A 17,370-nucleotide genomic window follows, 5' to 3' on the forward strand; every position below is an offset into this window, starting at 1 on the left:
GAGGTAGCTGTATAATGGAGGACTATAATTTGATTGTAACGTCTTCTCCTCATATACATTCAGGAGAAAGCACGTCAAAGATAATGTTAACAGTAGCCGCAGCTTTGTTACTGCCCACCATTGGAAGCATATATTTCTTTGGACCTAGGGCTTTAGCTCTTGTGATAGTAAGCAGCGTGGCTGCGGTAATAACGGAAGCCATTTTTCAAAAACTTAGAAACAGACCCATCACTATTAAAGATGGAAGTGCTCTGGTAACAGGAATGCTTCTGGCCCTTAATCTACCACCGGGACTGCCTTACTGGATGGCAGCAGTAGGTGCTGTGGTGGCTATATCTTTAGGCAAACAAATTTACGGTGGAATAGGAGCCAATCCGTTTAATCCCGCCCTTATAGGCAGAGTATTTTTGATGGTATCATTCACAGGCCCGATGACCACATGGATAAATCCCGTAGACGGGACTACTGGGGCGACACCCCTTTCGCTGATGAAAATGCAGGGAATATCAACAGATTATATGAAACTATTCCTAGGAAATGTAGGCGGATCATTAGGAGAGACATCAGCATTACTTATTATTATCGGAGGTCTGTTTTTGATATTTAAAGGTTATGCAGATTGGAGAATACCCGCAAGCTATTTAGGTACAGTTGCGATCTTATCTCTTATTCTAGGCAGGGATCCTATTTTTCATTTACTTGCAGGCGGCCTTATGCTAGGGGCATTCTTTATGGCAACAGATATGGTTACAACACCTATTACAAAGAAAGGAAAAATAATCTTTGGTATTGGAGCAGGGTTTTTTACAGTTTTGATAAGATTTTTCGGCGGGTATCCGGAGGGCGTGTCGTTTTCTATTCTCCTTATGAACGCCTTTACACCGATAATCAATAGATTTACCGTCCCTAGAATCTATGGTGAGGTGAAAGCCAAATGAACCAATATGTAAAAATGATAGTAGTGCTTCTTGTTATTTCGTGCGCATCTGGGGCGGTTCTAGCCTTGTCTTATGCAGTTACTAATCCGAAAATTCAACAGCAGGAGCTACAAAAGTTGCAAGAATCAGTGCTTAAGGTAATTCCGGGTGCAACCAAAATGGAAGAGGTGCAAAAAGACGGAATTACAGTATATATTGGACTTGATGATCAAGGAAACAAGAAGGGGATAGCATTCCCTGCGTCAGGCTCCGGCTTTAATGGTGTAATTGAGCTTATGGTGGGATATAATCCTACTGAAGGCAAGCTTACAGGTGTTGAAGTGCTGTCTATGAGCGAGACACCGGGTCTTGGCGCAAAAATCACGGAAGAGTCTTTTACGGGACAATTTAATGGCAAGTCGGTTAAAGACCAATTTATAGTCAAACAAGATGTACAGGCGATTTCGGGTGCCACAATATCCTCTACCGCGGTAACAAAGGCAATAAAGGCCTCGCTAGATGAAATAGTAAAACTGTACCCTGTAGGAGGTGATTTTTAGTTATGCAGCTAATAAAGGATTTTGTAAATGGTATTTGGAACGAAAATCCAATATTTCGAATAGTTATAGGTATATGTTCAGCACTTGCAGTAACTACTTCAGCAAACAACGGTATTGCAATGGGAATGGCTCTTACTTTTGTGCTGACATGTTCAAGTATATTAATATCACTGCTCAGAAACATAATTCCTTCAAAGGTCAGGATTCCGTGTTATGTTATAGTAATAGCTACTTTTACTACCGTGGTCGACCTTTTTATGAAAGGATACTTTCCTGCATTATACAATGTCATGGGAATATTTATCCCTCTAATAGTGGTTAACTGTATTGTCCTTGCACGAGCAGAAGCGTTTGCTTCAAAAGTAGGCCCTCTTAGAGCAACTGCTGACGCACTTGGCATGGGCTTAGGCTACACATGGGCAATTACTCTAATCAGTATAATAAGAGAAATTATGGGAACAGGATCGGTTTTTGGGTATAAAATTCTCGGAGCAGGTTTTACGCCATGGGTTATTGCAATCTTGCCGCCCGGAGCCTTTATAGTTATGGGTATCTTGGTTGGCCTCATGAATCTTATAACTAGAAAAACAGCCAATAGCGCGGACGGCCGTTAAAGGAGCGTGATTATATATGGCAAAAGAATTATTTTTTATCATTGTTGGTTCGATTTTTGTAAATAACTTTGTTTTTTCCAGATTTCTTGGCAACTGTCCATTCTTAGGCGTCTCCAATAAAACTGAAACAGCAATCGGAATGGGTATAGCAACAACATTTGTACTTACCATGACGGGAGTTGCGGCATATCTTATTCAAAACTATGTATTAGTTCCCTTCGGATTGGAAGATTTTCTTCAAATAGTTGCTTTTATCCTTGTTATAGCGTCATTGGTGCAGCTTGTGGAGATGATAGTTTTAAAAGTAAGTCCTACTTTATATAATGCCTTCGGCATATTTCTGCCGCTAATTACTACCAACTGTATTGTTATGGCTGTTGCGCTCTTGATACCGCTGAACAACTATAATTTAGTAGAAAGTATTGCCCTGGGATTTGGAGCAGGAGTAGGTTTTACATTGGCACTAGCTTTAATGTCCGGCATAAGGGAAGAATTAGAATTTGCAGACGTTCCGGATGCACTTAAAGGGCCTGCAATTGTATTTATTACAGCGGGTCTGCTGTCGATGATATTTTTAGGTTTTACAGGACTTGTGCCACTAGCGTAAGACAAAGCGTGGGAGGTAAAAAAATGTCTAATATAATATTAATTTCAATATTGAGCATGGGTGGCCTGGGCTTATTGCTGGGTGCAGGTCTTGCAATAGCGTCCAAGCAGCTGGCAGTAGAGACGGATCCGAAAGTAGATGCCATTCTTGAAGTACTGCCGGGAGCTAACTGTGGTGCGTGCGGATATCCCGGCTGTTCAGGCGCGGCAAAAGCAATTGCTGAGGGGAGAGCACCGGTTAATACTTGTCCTGTAGGGGGAGAAGCGGTTGCGAAAAAGGTTGCCAAGATTATGGGCGTTGATGATATAGGTGCCTCAGGAGATAGAAAAATTGCAAGGGTTCTGTGCCAAGGAGGAAATAATGAAGCTAAAACAAAAGCGGAATACCATGGAGTAAAAACATGTAAAGCAGCATCCATGGTAAACGGCGGCCCAAAAGCCTGTCCTTTTGGCTGCCTAGGTTTTGGCGACTGCACAATTGTTTGCCCTGTTGATGCTATAATTATGGGAGATAATGGTCTTCCTGTAATAGACGAACAAAAATGTATTGGCTGCGGCCTTTGTGCCGAAGCATGTCCGAAAAACGTTTTAGCGCTAGTTTCCGAGAAAAATGAGGTATGGGTAAGCTGCCGGGCCACGATGAAACCAAAAGAGACAAGGCAGGTGTGCAGCAAAGGATGTATAGCTTGCAAACAATGTGAAAAAGTATGTCCTTTTGATGCTATCCATGTCAACAATAACGTGGCAGTAATTGACTATGAAAAATGTCGCAGCTGCATGCTATGTGTTGAGAAATGTCCGACCAAATCAATTGTTTCAGCATTTAGCCAGCGTAAAAAAGCGGTAATTATCGAAGAAAAGTGCACCGGTTGCACCGTGTGTGCCAGGAATTGCCCGGTAAAGGCAATTACGGGAGAGGTAAAAAAAGTTCATACCGTAAATCCGGAGCTGTGCATCGGATGCGGGATTTGTCAGGAAAAATGTCGCATGAATGCTATCGAAATGGTGCGTGACGGCGAAAAAGAGATAAAAACTAACAACAAATGCGCCACTGCAAAATAATAGAAATATTAGCTAAAACCTATACGTTTATCACAAAAGCCCGAATGCTTAATTACGCGTTCGGGCTTTTGTGAATAAGAAATGTGTTATTATGGATATAAGAGTATAGCTTAGTGAATGTTTATTGCCATGGAATACTGCAAGATATTAAGATATTCACAAAATACAGTAAGTAGGAGCTACCGTAATGAAGCGATATCAGAAAGTATATGAAACAGTAAAATCTGAGTGTATGCGACAATTAGAGCAAAATGGTGAACTTTTCGGAGTTTGTGCCAAAGAAGTTGCAGAGATTTTAAAGATATACCGTTCTAATGCTTCCAGCGACTTGAACTACCTTGTGCGAGAGGGAAAGCTGGAAAAAGTAAGTGGAAAACCCGTTTTTTATAAGATTAAAGCAGAAGATCTTGATTTATTAACAAGACATAAACTTTCCATAGAGAAGAGCAATCAGAAAGCTCAGGGGGTTTTGGATAAAATTATCGGAGCAAATGATAGTCTTAAGACAGCTGTATTGCAGGCAAAAGCGGCTATTATGTATCCACCTATGGGCCTTCATACCTTACTGCTGGGCGAAACCGGTACAGGGAAATCTATGTTTGCTGAAGCGATTTATAGACATGCTAAGGAAATTGGAATACTAAAAAAAGAGGCTCCCTTTGTAACATTTAACTGTGCCGACTATGCCCATAATCCACAGCTTCTTATTTCTCAATTGTTTGGAGTAAAAAAGGGGACATACACAGGGGCTGATAAGGATAAAGCGGGTCTTGTGGCCAAAGCTGATGGGGGAATACTTTTCCTTGACGAAGTTCATAGACTGCCGCCCGAGGGACAAGAAATGCTTTTTTATCTTATAGATAAAGGTTTGTATAGAAGGCTTGGAGAAATAGATGCGTTACATGAAGCGCGAATTCTAATTATATGCGCTACTACAGAGGAGCCGGAATCTTCTCTTCTTTCAACCTTTATAAGGCGAATACCGATGATAGTAAAACTTCCACCCCTTAGGCAGCGCACACTTAGCGAGCGCTTAGAACTCATAAAAACTTTCTTTACAGAAGAAGCAAAATATCTAAAAACTGATATTCATGTAACTGAAAATTCCATGAGAGCCTTATTACTCTATGATTGTCCAAATAATATAGGGCAGCTTAAAAGTGATATAAAATTAAGCTGCGCAAAGTCTTTTATCCGTTACATATCCGGCAAAGAAGAGGATTGCCTCAAGATTAGAAGCGAAGATTTGCCCGAGTATGTAAGAAACGGCATACTGCATTACAGGGAACACCGAGAGGAACTTAAAAGGCTTGACTTGAAAAGTGAAGCAGTTTTTGGAGCAGAAAAGGATAAACCTCAAATCCTTGATAAAACAAATACACTTAATATTTATGAGGTTATTGAAGAAAAAAGAAATGTCTTAAAACGAAAGGGATTGACAGAGAAAGATATTGACTTAATGCTATCGCTTGACATAGAAAACATTTTAAAAAAATATATTTCAAGACTTAATGAGCAAAGCATGGAGCAACTTTACAAAGTAGTCGATAAAAAAATTGTTGCCATAGCTAAGTGTTTTTTGGATTATGCAGCAAGCCAATTGAATAGAGTTTTTAGCGAAAAAATATTGTACAGCATTTCTATGCATGTCTCCAGCACTTTAGAAAGGATTAAAGCCAATAAAATTATTTTTAATCCACGTACCAATGAAATCAAGACACTGTATCCAAAAGAATTCGGTGTTTCTTTTAAAATGGCTGAACTATTAAGAAATAATTTTGGAGTTGATATACCGGAAGATGAATTAGGATTTATTACTATGTTCTTAATAACAGAAGAAAACGGAAAAGAAAACAAGTCGTCTCGCGTCGGGGTAGTGGTTGCAATGCATGGGGAAACTACAGCTACTTCTATGGTGGATGTAGCTGCAAAACTGCTGGGCGAAAGACACGCCGTAGGCTATAATTTGCCTCTTGATAAAAAGCCGGAAATAGCTCTTGAAGAACTAACTGAATTGGTAATTAAAATAAATGAAGGCAAAGGTGTAATCGTTTTGGCAGACATGGGGTCCCTGGTGTTTTTTGGCGATATTATCCATGAGAGAACCGGTATACCCATAAAGACCATCGAAATGGTAAGCACTCCAATGGTACTTGAAGCTTCAAGAAAAGCGACAATGGCGGCAAGCCTTGATGAAGTGTATGATGCAGTCATAAATTTTAGTCCTTATATTGGCCGCATTTATTATGCTGATAACCTAAACTATAACAAGGGCATAAGAGATGATGTAATAGTAACTGCGTGCTTTACAGGCGAAGGTGCAGCCTTGAAAATGAAGGATATTGTGGAAAGATATTTAGATAACACTTGTAAAAATGCAGATGTTATTCCTATAGATATAAATTCAGTGGAAGATTACAATAGAAAAATCGCTCAGATAAAACAAGAAAAAAATATCCTTGCAGTAATTAGTTCTGTAAAACCGGAAGATATTACATTAAAATATCTTTCACCAAAAGACCTTCTTGAAAATAAAGCGGAAAGCTTTTTGAAATCAGAGCTCTTGGACAAAAATATTGTTCTTATAGAGCAAATGAAAGAAGTAGTCAAGGAAAATACAAGTATTGATTCGGAAAAGTATATTAAAGACTTTATCACTTTCTATAAAAGCTTAAAAAAGCACAACATAATACTCAACGAGGATATGATAGTAGGCTTTATCCTTCACATTTCCTGCGCAATAGAGAAAATCCAAACAGGCACCTTTAAGCCTAAAATCAATACCGCTCAAATAAGCTCTCTAAAAGAGAAATATCCGGAAGATTTTAAGACAGTCGCCTCAGCACTGGAATCCATGGAGAAATCATTTAATATTAGTTTCCCTGATGAAATATATTCAAATTTAGTGAAGGTAATTCATTTCTTGTAATAACAATTGTTTCACCAATATATTCTTCGCTGCGCTAAGAATTACAACATATTGCTCGAAATGATAACGAATGGATAATAAAGTGCCCTGATGTGTCAATAAGATACAATAAAATAACAGGAAAATATAAAAAAGTATCGCGGAACACATTAATGTTCAGCGATACTTATACTTAAGATTTATTTTCTTAATGAATAAGCCATCCGGCGATATGTGTGCCTTTTTCCTCTTATTGCAATAGAAAGGGCTGATATATTTTCCGGTAAAGCAATACCGCCATAACCTGCATCGCCGATGTGTTGAATATCTGCTCCTGCCATTTTTGACATTAAGGCCATATCTTGTATCACGTTTAAATTGGCACCTTCTTGCGAAGTCCCTATGGCAGTTAAAGCCATTTTTCCAGTTTCGTGAATTGCGCTTATTTGACGGCGACATAACTCAAAATCTAAGCCGGGTATCGTTCCCGGCGCCCCTATTAAAATAATGTCTGCACCTGCCTTAGAAAAGTCTTGGAGCACTTTTGGATCATAGATATTATCACTGCCGGCGCCGTGCATCTTCCCCGCGATTATTACAGCTTTATCACTTAAAACATCTGCAGCTTCCTCGATTCCTTTTAAAATATCCTCATTTGTAATTCCTGTTTTGGGATTTCCGGTTATGACTATGTAGTCAAAACCCAATGCTGACGCTTTCTCCAAATTTTTTTTGTTTAATTTTCTGCCCTCGCAATAATTAGTATTTTTTGGAACCGGCTCCATGTTTACACCCAACAATCTTCCAACTACATTTTTTATTTTGCGTATATAATCTCTATCAGCAGAATTTCTACGAAGGATTTTTTGAATTTCAGCAGATTTATTTACCATATCAGATGCATCTGATATTGCCAAGTCTTTATCATCTATACCAAAGATGAACGGTGCGTCAAAATCAAATGAATTCAGTGTAATCATATCTGCACCAAAGGCGGCAGCAAGTTCCGGATTGCTTACACCGTATACTATGGGTTGTTTTGCGACATCGGTTTCCGCCATTACTGTTCTGCCTTCTGATGAGCTTATTGATAAAAGCAAATCCTTTTTTGAGATATTCATCATGTCTTCAAAATTTAATTCAAATGTTCTTTTCACAAAAATTCACTCCAGCTTCTATTTATTCTATCGATTTTTTGTTTTTAAAAGCGTTTTCATAAAGCTCGATAAACTCTTCTATAAGGTCCTTTGCCAATGTTGCTGCCATAAGATGGTCTTGAGCGTGGATAAGCAGTAAACTAATATCATATTTTTCACCGGCAGCTTCTTTGTGCAAAATATCACTTTGCACATTATGGGCATTGATCAATTCTTCTTTGGCTTCACTTATTTTTTGACGGGCTTCTTGAAAGTTGCCTTCTTTTGCAAGCTGCAATGCTTCAAAGGAGAGACTGCGTGCATTTCCAGCGTGAGCTATAATAGATAAAATTATCTGTTCATAATCCATTTTCGAGAACTCCTTTAATTGTTTATAAGGTTTATAGCAAGATCTAAAATCTTAGTGCTGTCTACCGATCCATATATAGCAGGTGGAATTATTGTATATTTTTTGCCTCTTTGAGCACATAGGTTTTTGATATATGGCTCTTTATATCGAATTTGCGGACCAACCATAACTACATCATAGTCATCGATGACTTGCTCTAATTCTTCAATAGTATTAGCGTCAACTTTAATATCTTCTATTTTTCGCTTCTCAATTTCTTTTTTCATTTTTTCAACAATCAGGCTTGTTGACATACCGCCTGCACAAACTAATAATATTTTCATACATCTTCCTCCATTGCTTGTTTTGTTTCTTCATCAAATTTCATCTTATCCCACATTCTAAGGAATGGATAATAGATGATAGCGGCAATAATAATATTAACTAATTGCAGTATAATGGCTTTCCAATCCCCGGTTGTTAAGAAACCGCTGATAAAAACCGGAGTTGTCCATGGGACTATCGCATAAGGTCTAGCGACTAAATTAGTTGCCATTGCAATATATGTTGTAATGGCTGCTGCCAAAGGAGCCAATATAAACGGAATAAACATTACAGGATTCATTATTATTGGCATGCCAAAGGTTATAGGCTCATTGATATTAAATATTGCGGGCCAGATTCCAACTTTGCCAATAGCTTTTAACTGCGAAGACTTAGCCTTTAATAACAAAAGAGCAAGAGCAAAAGTTGCACCGGCACCGCCGACAAAAACAAATACATAAATAAACTGGTTTGTTATTATATTCGGCAGCATTTCCCCAGCTGCTTTAGCTACTGCATTTTGTTCAGATAAAGATAACCATACTGGTCCTAAAAATACTGCTACAATATCGGCTCCCTGTATACCAACACACCAGAGAAGTTGAATTACAACTATTGCTACGAGAGTAGCAGGTAAAGAAGAGCCTAGGTTCATGATAGGTATACCGAGAACAATGTTAATTGCTTCAGGCAAGGTTAATTTTGTAGTTGTCAATAATACAATGTTAACAATCCAAACTAAAAGCAACGCAACAAATCCCGGAAGCAAAGCTGCAAAAGACCTGGCAACAAAAGGCGGAACCTCAGCCGGCATTTTTATAAAAATGTTTTTCTCCATGAAAAATCTTTGAATTTCTACTGCTAGTATTGCTATTATCATAGCAACGAATAAGCCTTTGCTTCCTAGCCATTCTGCAGGAATATTACCATTATCTGTAGCTGGCATCGAAAGTAAAAATGCCGATACACTTATTATACCGGATGCTAGGCTGTCAAGCTTGTAAGAATTCGAAAGTGAGTATGCAACCGAAAAAGATGCTACAAGTGCAAGGATTCCAAAAGTAGCATTAGAAACCTTGGAAAGTTCGCCTCTAAAAGGTGCAACTGCGGTATCTAGAGCTTCTATAGGCGGGTAAGCTATTATTAAAAATAGAGAGCCAACCAACAAAAGTGGCATTACAGCAACAATTCCTTCACGCAAAGCTTTAAGATGTCTCTGTTCCGCAAGCCTTCCTGCGAAAGGCATAAAGTGATCATTTAAAAAATTCATGATAGCGTCCAAAATAATCATCCCTTCTTTTTTATCTTATAATATTATCCGGAATTAACATAGAAGCAAAAACTATGCCATAACTTAAAAGCTTGATTTTATCAAGGCAATTTCATATGTGTATTAATATGTATTATAAAGTTTAATAGATATTGCTAATGTGTATTGTGAGTGTATAATGCATCCTGAGTAAGATAAATATTTTTTAAAGAACAAATTTGATTGTATTATTTTTTAAAACTGATAAACTTAAATTATCAAAGTGATAAAAACAAAATTTTTACTAAAAGATAGCCTACAGGAGGAAATAAAGTTGGCAAGTATTTTAAAAAGCATGCAGAATACTGTTGAAAAATATGCCAAAGTCTTATCTCAGGTTTTGGGTGTTGATGTAGAAATCGTAGACGATAATTTTGAGCGTATAGCGGGCACAGGCATGTTTTCCGGCAGAATAAACAAGAATATGGAAAATGAAGGCTATGTGTATAAGAATGTCATGAAAACAGGTAAACAGCAAATTATTTCAGAACCCGGTAAGCATGAAATATGCAAAAACTGCCCTAAAATCGCTCAAGAAGGTCATTGCGAAGAAACCTTTGAAATGAGCATGCCTATAAAAATTGGAGAAAATGTTGTAGGTGTGATGGGCTTTGTGTGCTTTAGCGAGATACAGAAGGAGCACATTTTAAGTAATTCAGAGACTTTTATGGAATTTTTAGAGCAGATGTCTGATCTTATTTCATCAAAAGCAAAAGAAGAAATCGAAAAACAGAACATGCTCACTCTTATAGATATGTTAAATGACATAATCGATAAAATAGATCAAGGGGTCATTGTGTTAGATAAGAATGAAAAAATTTTAAAAGCAAACAGTATAGCAAAGAGTATTTTCAGTATAAATGATACGGCAGATACATTCCCCGAAATAAAAATAAGAACAACCGGAAATTCTCTTTTAAATATGAAAGAATATGAGCTTAAGGCAGGAACTAAAAATTATATCTTAATTGGAGAGGAATATGAAATTTTCGAAGGTGACTTTAATTATAGCAAAGTATTCATATTTACTGATTTAAACTCACTAAAACAGAAAATGTTTTCTGCAACAACTACAAGAGAGAATGTGAATCTCGAAAATATTATCGGCGAGTCCGAGTCAATAAAAATGCTTAAAAATAAGGTCAAAAAGATTGCTCCATCATCTTCAACGATTCTTATCACAGGGGAAAGCGGCACCGGAAAAGAAATATTTGCCAGAGCCATACATGCCGAAAGCGATAGGAAAAACAAACCTTTTGTAGCAATTAACTGTGCAGCAGTGCCTGATACACTTCTTGAAAGTGAGCTTTTTGGATATGTAAAGGGAGCTTTTACCGGAGCAGACCCCAATGGAAAAATTGGCAAAATAGAGTTTGCCAATAAGGGCACCCTTTTTCTGGATGAGATAGGGGATATGCCTCTTTATCTGCAGGCAAAACTTCTTAGAGTTTTTGAACAAAAAGAGATTGTAAGGTTAGGTTCAAATACGCCTGTGCCTGTCGATGTCAGGATAATTGCCGCAACAAATAAAAACCTTGAAAAACTTATTGAAGAAGGGGCGTTCCGCGAGGATCTTTATTACAGGCTCAATGTCATACCCTTTTATATACCGCCCCTTCGTGAACGTAAAGATGATATACGGGTGCTGACAGATTACTTTGTTCATAAATATTCGGCGCTCTTTAAAAAGAAAGTTATCGGCTTTGAAAGCAAGGTTTGGGATTTGTTATATAGTTACAGCTGGCCCGGAAATGTCCGTGAACTTGAGAATGCAGTGGAGTACATGATAAACATGCTAGACGACAAAGGCATAATAACTGTAAACTTACTTCCTCAAAAAATAAAGACTGATTTAAATAGAGATGACAGCTTAATTACATTGGAAGAGCTGGAAAAAGGTTTAATAGAACGTGCCCTTCATTTATACGGAAATACCGTAGCAGGGAAGCAGCAAGCTGCGGATGCGCTGGGTATAGGAATTGCTACCTTGTACAGAAAACTTAAAAAGTATGATATACAATAAACTTACCAATTATCATTTTGATAATCATCTATCATTTTGATAAATGATGTCACGCCTTCAACATTAGCCAAAACTGCTTTTAGGTGATTATATTTATCATAATGATAAATATAATCGAAACTTCAAAGAAACAATATAAAAATTAATCATACGAAAAACCGCCTAAAGCCTTCTGATACAAGGCTTTTATTTTTTATCATTGATTTTGAAAGTTTAGGCATAATACTTGCATTATATTTTAGCAAAGAATCATGAAGCTTTAAAATACTAAAAGGCAGGTATCGACTAATGAACGATTTACCGATTAAGTTTATTTATAATAAAAATGCTAGAAAAAATTATAGCGAAAAGGTTTCTGTAGATGTTATGTCACAAGAGCAAGTTAAAAAGGTGCGTAATTTTCACAAAAGCTTTCCTGAATATTCAGTGACACCGCTGCATACTTTAGACAACCTTGCCAAAAGATTTGAGGTAAATAAAATCTGGGTAAAGGACGAATCTTATAGATTCGGTCTTAATGCTTTTAAAGTTTTGGGCGGTTCCTTTGCTATAGGCATGTATTTAAGCCAAAAGCTTGGCATGCCACAAGAAGAAATAACCTTTGAAAAACTGCGTTCGAAGGAAATTAGAGAAAAAATAGGAGATATCACTTTTGTAACTGCTACCGATGGTAATCATGGGCGGGGCGTAGCATGGGCAGCAAGGCAGCTGGGGCAAAAATGCGTAGTTTTTATGCCAAAGGGTTCTTCAAAAATTCGCCTGCAAAATATAATAAATGAGGGCGCTGAGGCATCGATTACAGAATACAATTACGACGATTCTGTAAAAATTGCAATGGAATATGCCGAAAAGCACGGAGGAGTTATTGTACAAGATACGGCTTGGGAAGGATATAAAGACATACCCCTTTGGATAATGCAAGGATATGGTACGTTAATCGACGAAGCGATAGAGCAAATCGAGGCACTTGGTGAAGATAAGCCTACGCATGTTTTTCTCCAAGCGGGAGTAGGTTCCTTTGCAGGCGCTGTCCAGGGCTATCTAGCATCGCGCTATAAGGAAGAAAGACCTGTAACACTTATAATTGAGCCTGAAACAGCTGCCTGCATATATGAATCAGCGAAGGCAAATGACGGAAAGCCCCATGCCGTAAAAGGCAGTCTTGATACCATTATGTCAGGGCTTGCATGCGGCGTGCCAAATATAATAAGTTGGGAAATTTTAAGAGATTATGCTGATATGTATGCTATATGTTCTGATAATACGGCAGCAAGAGGTGTAAGGATACTTGGCAGCCCGATAAAAGGAGATGCGCAAGTAATTTCCGGAGAGTCAGGAGCTGTAGGCATGGGAGTTTTAAGTTTGATAGCAGAAGCTGAAAAACTCAGCAAAATGAAGGATCTACTTAGGATTGACGAAAAGTCAAAAATCCTCCTTATAAGCACAGAAGGCGATACAGATCCGGTGGATTACAGAAAAATAGTTTGGGATGGAAAATATCCTTCATACGATCTTTTGTAAAAATATGAGAGGTGAAAAAGAAATGCTAAAAGAAAATCAACAAAAAGAAGTAATAAATCTATGTCAGGATTTAATAAGAATCAGAAGCTATTCCGGCCAGGAGGAAATGCTTGCCGCAAAACTGGATGATACTTTCAAGGCAATGGGGTTTGATGAGATTTTAACTGATGATTATGGTAATGTAATAGGCCATATGAGAGGCAGTAAACCCGGCAAAGTTATTTTGTTTGACGGTCATATGGATACTGTACCTGCTGACGAAAGTCAGTGGAGCAAGGCACCTTTTGAAGGGATTATTGAAGAAGGGAGGATATATGGTAGAGGAGCTTCAGATATGAAAGGCGCTATAAGCGCAATGGTGTGTGCGGCTGCAAATTATGCAAGAAGCACAAAGAAGGATTTTGCTGGAGATATATACATTGCAGGTGTTGTCCACGAGGAATGCTTTGAGGGAATAGCATCTAGAAAAGTCAGCGAAAAAGTAAACCCTGATTATGTTGTCATAGGAGAAGCTTCAGAGTGCAACATTAAGCGCGGGCAGAGAGGAAGAGCGGAAATAGTCATAGAGACTTTTGGCAAAAGCGCCCACTCTTCAAATCCTAAAGCAGGAATAAATGCTGTCTATAGTATGACAAATTTGATTGATGAAATCCGCAAAATAAAGCCCATTCATCACGACTTCTTGGGAGATGGAATCTTAGAACTTACAGATATAAAATCATCGCCTTATCCCGGAGCATCCGTGGTGCCTGATTATTGCAGAGCAACATTTGACAGGAGACTTTTAGTGGGCGAAACAAAAGAAAGCGTTTTGCGGCCGATAAAAGATATTATTGCAAGGATGGAAAAAGATGACCCGAACTTTAAAGCAAAAGTGTCCTATGCTTTAGGGGAGGAAAAGTGCTATACAGGCACAAAAATACAGGGAGAAAGATTTTTCCCGGCATGGCTCTACGATGAAAAAGAAGATTTTATCCAAAAAACCTATGAGGGGCTAAAAAGCGCAGGCTTTCAGCCTGAAATAACCCATTACTCTTTTTGCACTAACGGCAGTCACTATGCGGGAGAAGCGAATATCAAAACACTTGGCTTTGGTCCGTCTAAAGAGAGTCTTGCACATATAGTAGATGAATATATAGAAATCGAGCAGCTTCTAAAAGCAACATGCGGCTATTATGAAATAATCAAGGCTTTATTAAGCTAAATCAAGGAGGGTTTTAGATGAGCGTTTTCGATATCATAATTAAAAATGGCCTTGTAGTCGATGGAACAGGTGCCAAAGGCAAGAAGGCAGATATAGGTATAAATGATGGTAAGATCGAAGCAATAGACGGCGACCTTAAGGATGCTGAAAGTAAAACAATAATTGATGCATCAGATAAGGTAGTATCCCCCGGATTCATCGATACCCACAGTCACTCGGATTTACACGTATTTGCAGAACCTTTTGTTTCGCCAAAGATTCGCCAGGGAGTTACAACTGAAGTTATTGGTCAAGATGGGATGTCGCTTGCACCTATAAAAGATGAATACATTTCTTCTTGGAAGAAAGCTATGGCAGGCTTAGAAGGCGAGTATGAAGTAGAGTGGACCTGGAGGACCACTGGTGAATACTTAAGCCGGTTAGAAGAGCTTGAGCTTGGCCCGAACATTGCATTCTTAGCACCTCATGGCAATCTACGCCTTTCAGCTATGGGGCTTGATGATCGCCAACCGACTTCGGAAGAGCTTAAATCAATGGAAAAACTTTTAGAAAAAAGCATTCAAGAAGGCGCTTTTGGTATGTCTACAGGGATGATATACCCACCTTGTTGCTATGCCAAAATCGATGAGTTTATTGCTTTAGGGAAAATACTTCATGATGCAGGCGCTGTTTTTGTAACACATCAGCGTAGCGAAGCAGATAGTATATTAGATTCTATGGATGAAATTCTTACTATCGGAAAAGAAAGCGGCTGCCGAGTGCATTTTTCCCATTTTAAAGTTGCCGGTAAGAAAAATTGGGATAAATTTCCAAAAGTAATGGAAAAGCTGGATAAATCAAATAAGGATGGTATTACAGTTTCCTTTGATCAATATCCTTATGTAGCAGGCAGTACAATGCTTGGAGTAATTTTACCGCCCTGGGTCCACGACGGAGGAACAGATAAACTTCTGGAACGACTTAAAAGCTCGGAATTAAGGAAAAAGATGAAAGAGGACATAATCAACGGAATACCGGGATGGGATAATTTCATTGACTTTGCAGGCTTAGACGGAATTTATGTAACATTTGTTAAAACAGAAAAGAACCGTGATCTTGTTGGCAAAAATTTAGTTGAAATCGGAGAAATAAGGGGAAAAGACCCCTTTGATGCAGTATTTGATTTACTGCTCGAAGAAGAAAATGTTGTAGGTATGGTGGACTTCTATGGAAAGGAAGAACATGTTGTAGAGATTATGAAAAGGAAAGAACATAATGTATGCACCGATGGCATTATGGGAGCAAAACCTCATCCTCGGCTGTACGGGACATTTCCTCGTATTTTAGGAAAATATGTTCGGGAAGAAAAGGTACTGGATTTAGAGACAGCGATTTATAAAATGACCGGCAAGCCCGCAAGCGTTCTTGGCTTAAAAGATAGGGGACTGCTAAAAGAAAATTATGCAGCAGATATAGTTATTTTTGATCCACAAAAAGTAAAAGATACCGCCGATTATGTTAATCCTATCCAGTACCCCGAGGGAATTGATTATGTAATTGTAAATGGGCAAATACTTGTAAATAATGGCAAGCCGCAGCCTGTAAAAGCAGGTAAGGTCTTAAGATTTAATTAAATTAGTTAAAAAATTTAACGGAGGTGAAAAGAATGAAAAATGACCAAGACTATGACATAAAAGAAGTAGAAGTTGATGAAAGATTTGTTATAGCCAAAAAGGAAATGCTGATTGTTTTCGCGGTGCAGTTATGCTACACATTTATAATGCTTATAGTTGCATATACTGTAGGCAAAGGCGATCCTAGAAATTACAATTTTATATTAGGTATGCCTGCTTGGTGGTTTTATTCTTTGTTGATTACAGTAATATTTCTCTTTTTAATATATTATCTAGTTTCAAAAATATTCATTCCTATTAGCGTAGAACCGTGGATTGAACAAACAATTGAACAAATAAAAGAAAAAAAGAGGTGAATGACGCATGGATATATCAGGTGCCAGAACTACTGTAATAATTTCTTTTATAGCATATTCTCTGATTTTGCTAGGCATAGCGGAATATTCTAGGCGATCAATGGCTAAAACAAAATTAGACGATTACCTTAGCGAATTTTATACCGGCGGTCGCGGAATGGGAACACTTGTAATTGTATTTATGCTTGCTGCAGGCTTATGCAGCGCCGGCACATTTTTAGGCAGTCCAGGACTTGCATACAGCGTCGGTCTGGTATTTCCATTTGTAGTTTTATCTCAAAGCTTTATGAACTTTGTGGTGCTGGGACAAATAGGTAAAAAGGTGGGAATTATTGCACGACGCATAGATGCTCAATCATATCAGGATATCTTGACATATAGATACAACAACAGCAAAGCTGTGCGCTGGTTTAGTGCTATTGCTATTTGGATTTTTTACACCTCTAATATAGTAGCTCAACTCAGTGGAGGAAGTAGGTTAATCCAAGTAATGACTGGATTGCCTTATGTTACAGCACTGATGATGTTTGGTATAGTAATTTTGATTTATACCGTCACAGGTGGAATAAAAGGCGTCTCAGCAGCTACAGTTTTTCAAGGTATAGTTATGACCTTTGCGATAGTAGTCTTGTTTATTATGTTAATAATAAAAATAAGTCCAATGGAAGCAGCTTACAAAACTATAATTGACATCAATCCTGATTTAGTGTCTCCATGGGTTTGGAGCCCAGCCTATGCATTTTCAATGTTTGTTTCATTAGGGCTTGTCACTATAGGTCAACCGCATGGAGCTATGGGTTGCCTAATGTATAAAGATACAAAAGGTATGCACAATGCCATGATAATAGGCGCAGTTGTAGTGTTTATA

General features: G+C 38.1%; 16 protein-coding genes. 12 read left to right on the forward strand and 4 right to left on the reverse strand.

Annotated elements, in window-relative coordinates:
• Nucleotides 1–14 precede the first annotated feature (14 nt).
• From BUE08_RS09690 to BUE08_RS09715, 6 genes are all read left to right on the forward strand, one after another.
• Nucleotides 15–938, forward strand: coding sequence for an RnfABCDGE type electron transport complex subunit D (locus BUE08_RS09690; protein ID WP_213950979.1), 924 nt, complete (start codon nt 15–17; stop codon nt 936–938).
• A complete protein-coding gene (locus tag BUE08_RS09695) occupies nt 935–1,477 on the forward strand; it encodes an RnfABCDGE type electron transport complex subunit G (protein ID WP_059033475.1) in 543 nt (180 codons plus the stop codon). Before BUE08_RS09690 ends, BUE08_RS09695 begins: the two co-directional genes overlap by 4 nt.
• A 2-nt stretch (nt 1,478–1,479) precedes the next feature.
• Nucleotides 1,480–2,091 (forward strand): electron transport complex subunit RsxE, encoded by a 612-nt coding sequence (gene rsxE / locus BUE08_RS09700; protein WP_213996591.1) that lies wholly within the window; start codon nt 1,480–1,482, stop codon nt 2,089–2,091.
• A 16-nt stretch (nt 2,092–2,107) separates the two neighbouring features.
• Complete coding sequence (rsxA, locus tag BUE08_RS09705) at nt 2,108–2,698, forward strand: electron transport complex subunit RsxA (RefSeq protein WP_059033480.1); 591 nt, start codon at nt 2,108–2,110, stop codon at nt 2,696–2,698.
• Between the two features lie 23 nt (nt 2,699–2,721).
• Nucleotides 2,722–3,759, forward strand: a complete 1,038-nt coding sequence (locus BUE08_RS09710) for an RnfABCDGE type electron transport complex subunit B (RefSeq protein WP_213996590.1) — start codon at nt 2,722–2,724, stop codon at nt 3,757–3,759.
• 187 nt (nt 3,760–3,946) lie between these two features.
• Nucleotides 3,947–6,688: a sigma-54-dependent transcriptional regulator gene (locus BUE08_RS09715; RefSeq protein ID WP_213996589.1), complete on the forward strand. Its 2,742-nt coding sequence runs from the start codon at nt 3,947–3,949 to the stop codon at nt 6,686–6,688.
• A 179-nt stretch (nt 6,689–6,867) separates the two neighbouring features.
• Here BUE08_RS09715 and BUE08_RS09720 read toward each other — a convergent pair whose 3' ends face one another.
• The 4 genes from BUE08_RS09720 to BUE08_RS09735 are packed head-to-tail and all read right to left on the reverse strand — an operon-like array spanning nt 6,868 to nt 9,758.
• Nucleotides 6,868–7,824, reverse strand: coding sequence for a DUF7916 family protein (locus tag BUE08_RS09720; RefSeq protein WP_213996587.1), 957 nt, complete (start codon nt 7,822–7,824; stop codon nt 6,868–6,870).
• 22 nt (nt 7,825–7,846) lie between these two features.
• Complete coding sequence (locus tag BUE08_RS09725) at nt 7,847–8,173, reverse strand: PTS sugar transporter subunit IIA (protein WP_059033487.1); 327 nt, start codon at nt 8,171–8,173, stop codon at nt 7,847–7,849.
• 14 nt (nt 8,174–8,187) lie between these two features.
• Nucleotides 8,188–8,496: a PTS sugar transporter subunit IIB gene (locus tag BUE08_RS09730; protein WP_059033489.1), complete on the reverse strand. Its 309-nt coding sequence runs from the start codon at nt 8,494–8,496 to the stop codon at nt 8,188–8,190.
• Entirely contained in the window at nt 8,493–9,758 is a 1,266-nt protein-coding gene (locus BUE08_RS09735) for a PTS sugar transporter subunit IIC (protein WP_059033491.1), read from the reverse strand. Before BUE08_RS09735 ends, BUE08_RS09730 begins: the two co-directional genes overlap by 4 nt.
• A gap of 301 nt (nt 9,759–10,059) precedes the next feature.
• Here BUE08_RS09735 and BUE08_RS09740 point away from each other — a divergent pair, with 301 nt between their 5' ends.
• The 6 genes from BUE08_RS09740 to BUE08_RS09765 form a co-directional block, all read left to right on the forward strand.
• Nucleotides 10,060–11,808 (forward strand): sigma-54 interaction domain-containing protein, encoded by a 1,749-nt coding sequence (locus BUE08_RS09740; RefSeq protein ID WP_213996586.1) that lies wholly within the window; start codon nt 10,060–10,062, stop codon nt 11,806–11,808.
• A gap of 288 nt (nt 11,809–12,096) precedes the next feature.
• Nucleotides 12,097–13,329 (forward strand): diaminopropionate ammonia-lyase, encoded by a 1,233-nt coding sequence (dpaL, locus tag BUE08_RS09745; RefSeq protein ID WP_281795715.1) that lies wholly within the window; start codon nt 12,097–12,099, stop codon nt 13,327–13,329.
• Nucleotides 13,330–13,351: 22 nt separating this feature from the next.
• A complete protein-coding gene (locus BUE08_RS09750; protein ID WP_286680828.1) occupies nt 13,352–14,533 on the forward strand; it encodes a YgeY family selenium metabolism-linked hydrolase in 1,182 nt (393 codons plus the stop codon).
• Nucleotides 14,534–14,550: 17 nt separating this feature from the next.
• Nucleotides 14,551–16,146 carry an N-acyl-D-amino-acid deacylase family protein gene (locus BUE08_RS09755; protein WP_213996581.1) on the forward strand — a complete coding sequence of 532 codons (1,596 nt, stop codon included), beginning with the start codon at nt 14,551–14,553 and terminating at the stop codon, nt 16,144–16,146.
• A gap of 32 nt (nt 16,147–16,178) precedes the next feature.
• Complete coding sequence (locus BUE08_RS09760; RefSeq protein WP_213996580.1) at nt 16,179–16,502, forward strand: YhdT family protein; 324 nt, start codon at nt 16,179–16,181, stop codon at nt 16,500–16,502.
• 7 nt (nt 16,503–16,509) lie between these two features.
• Nucleotides 16,510–17,370 (forward strand): sodium:solute symporter family transporter (locus BUE08_RS09765; protein WP_502689443.1); only part of this gene is annotated, 861 nt, incomplete at its 3' end.

It is taken from the genome of Tepidanaerobacter sp. EBM-49 (assembly GCF_001896645.1).
Lineage (GTDB): Bacteria > Bacillota > Thermosediminibacteria > Thermosediminibacterales > Tepidanaerobacteraceae > Tepidanaerobacter > Tepidanaerobacter syntrophicus.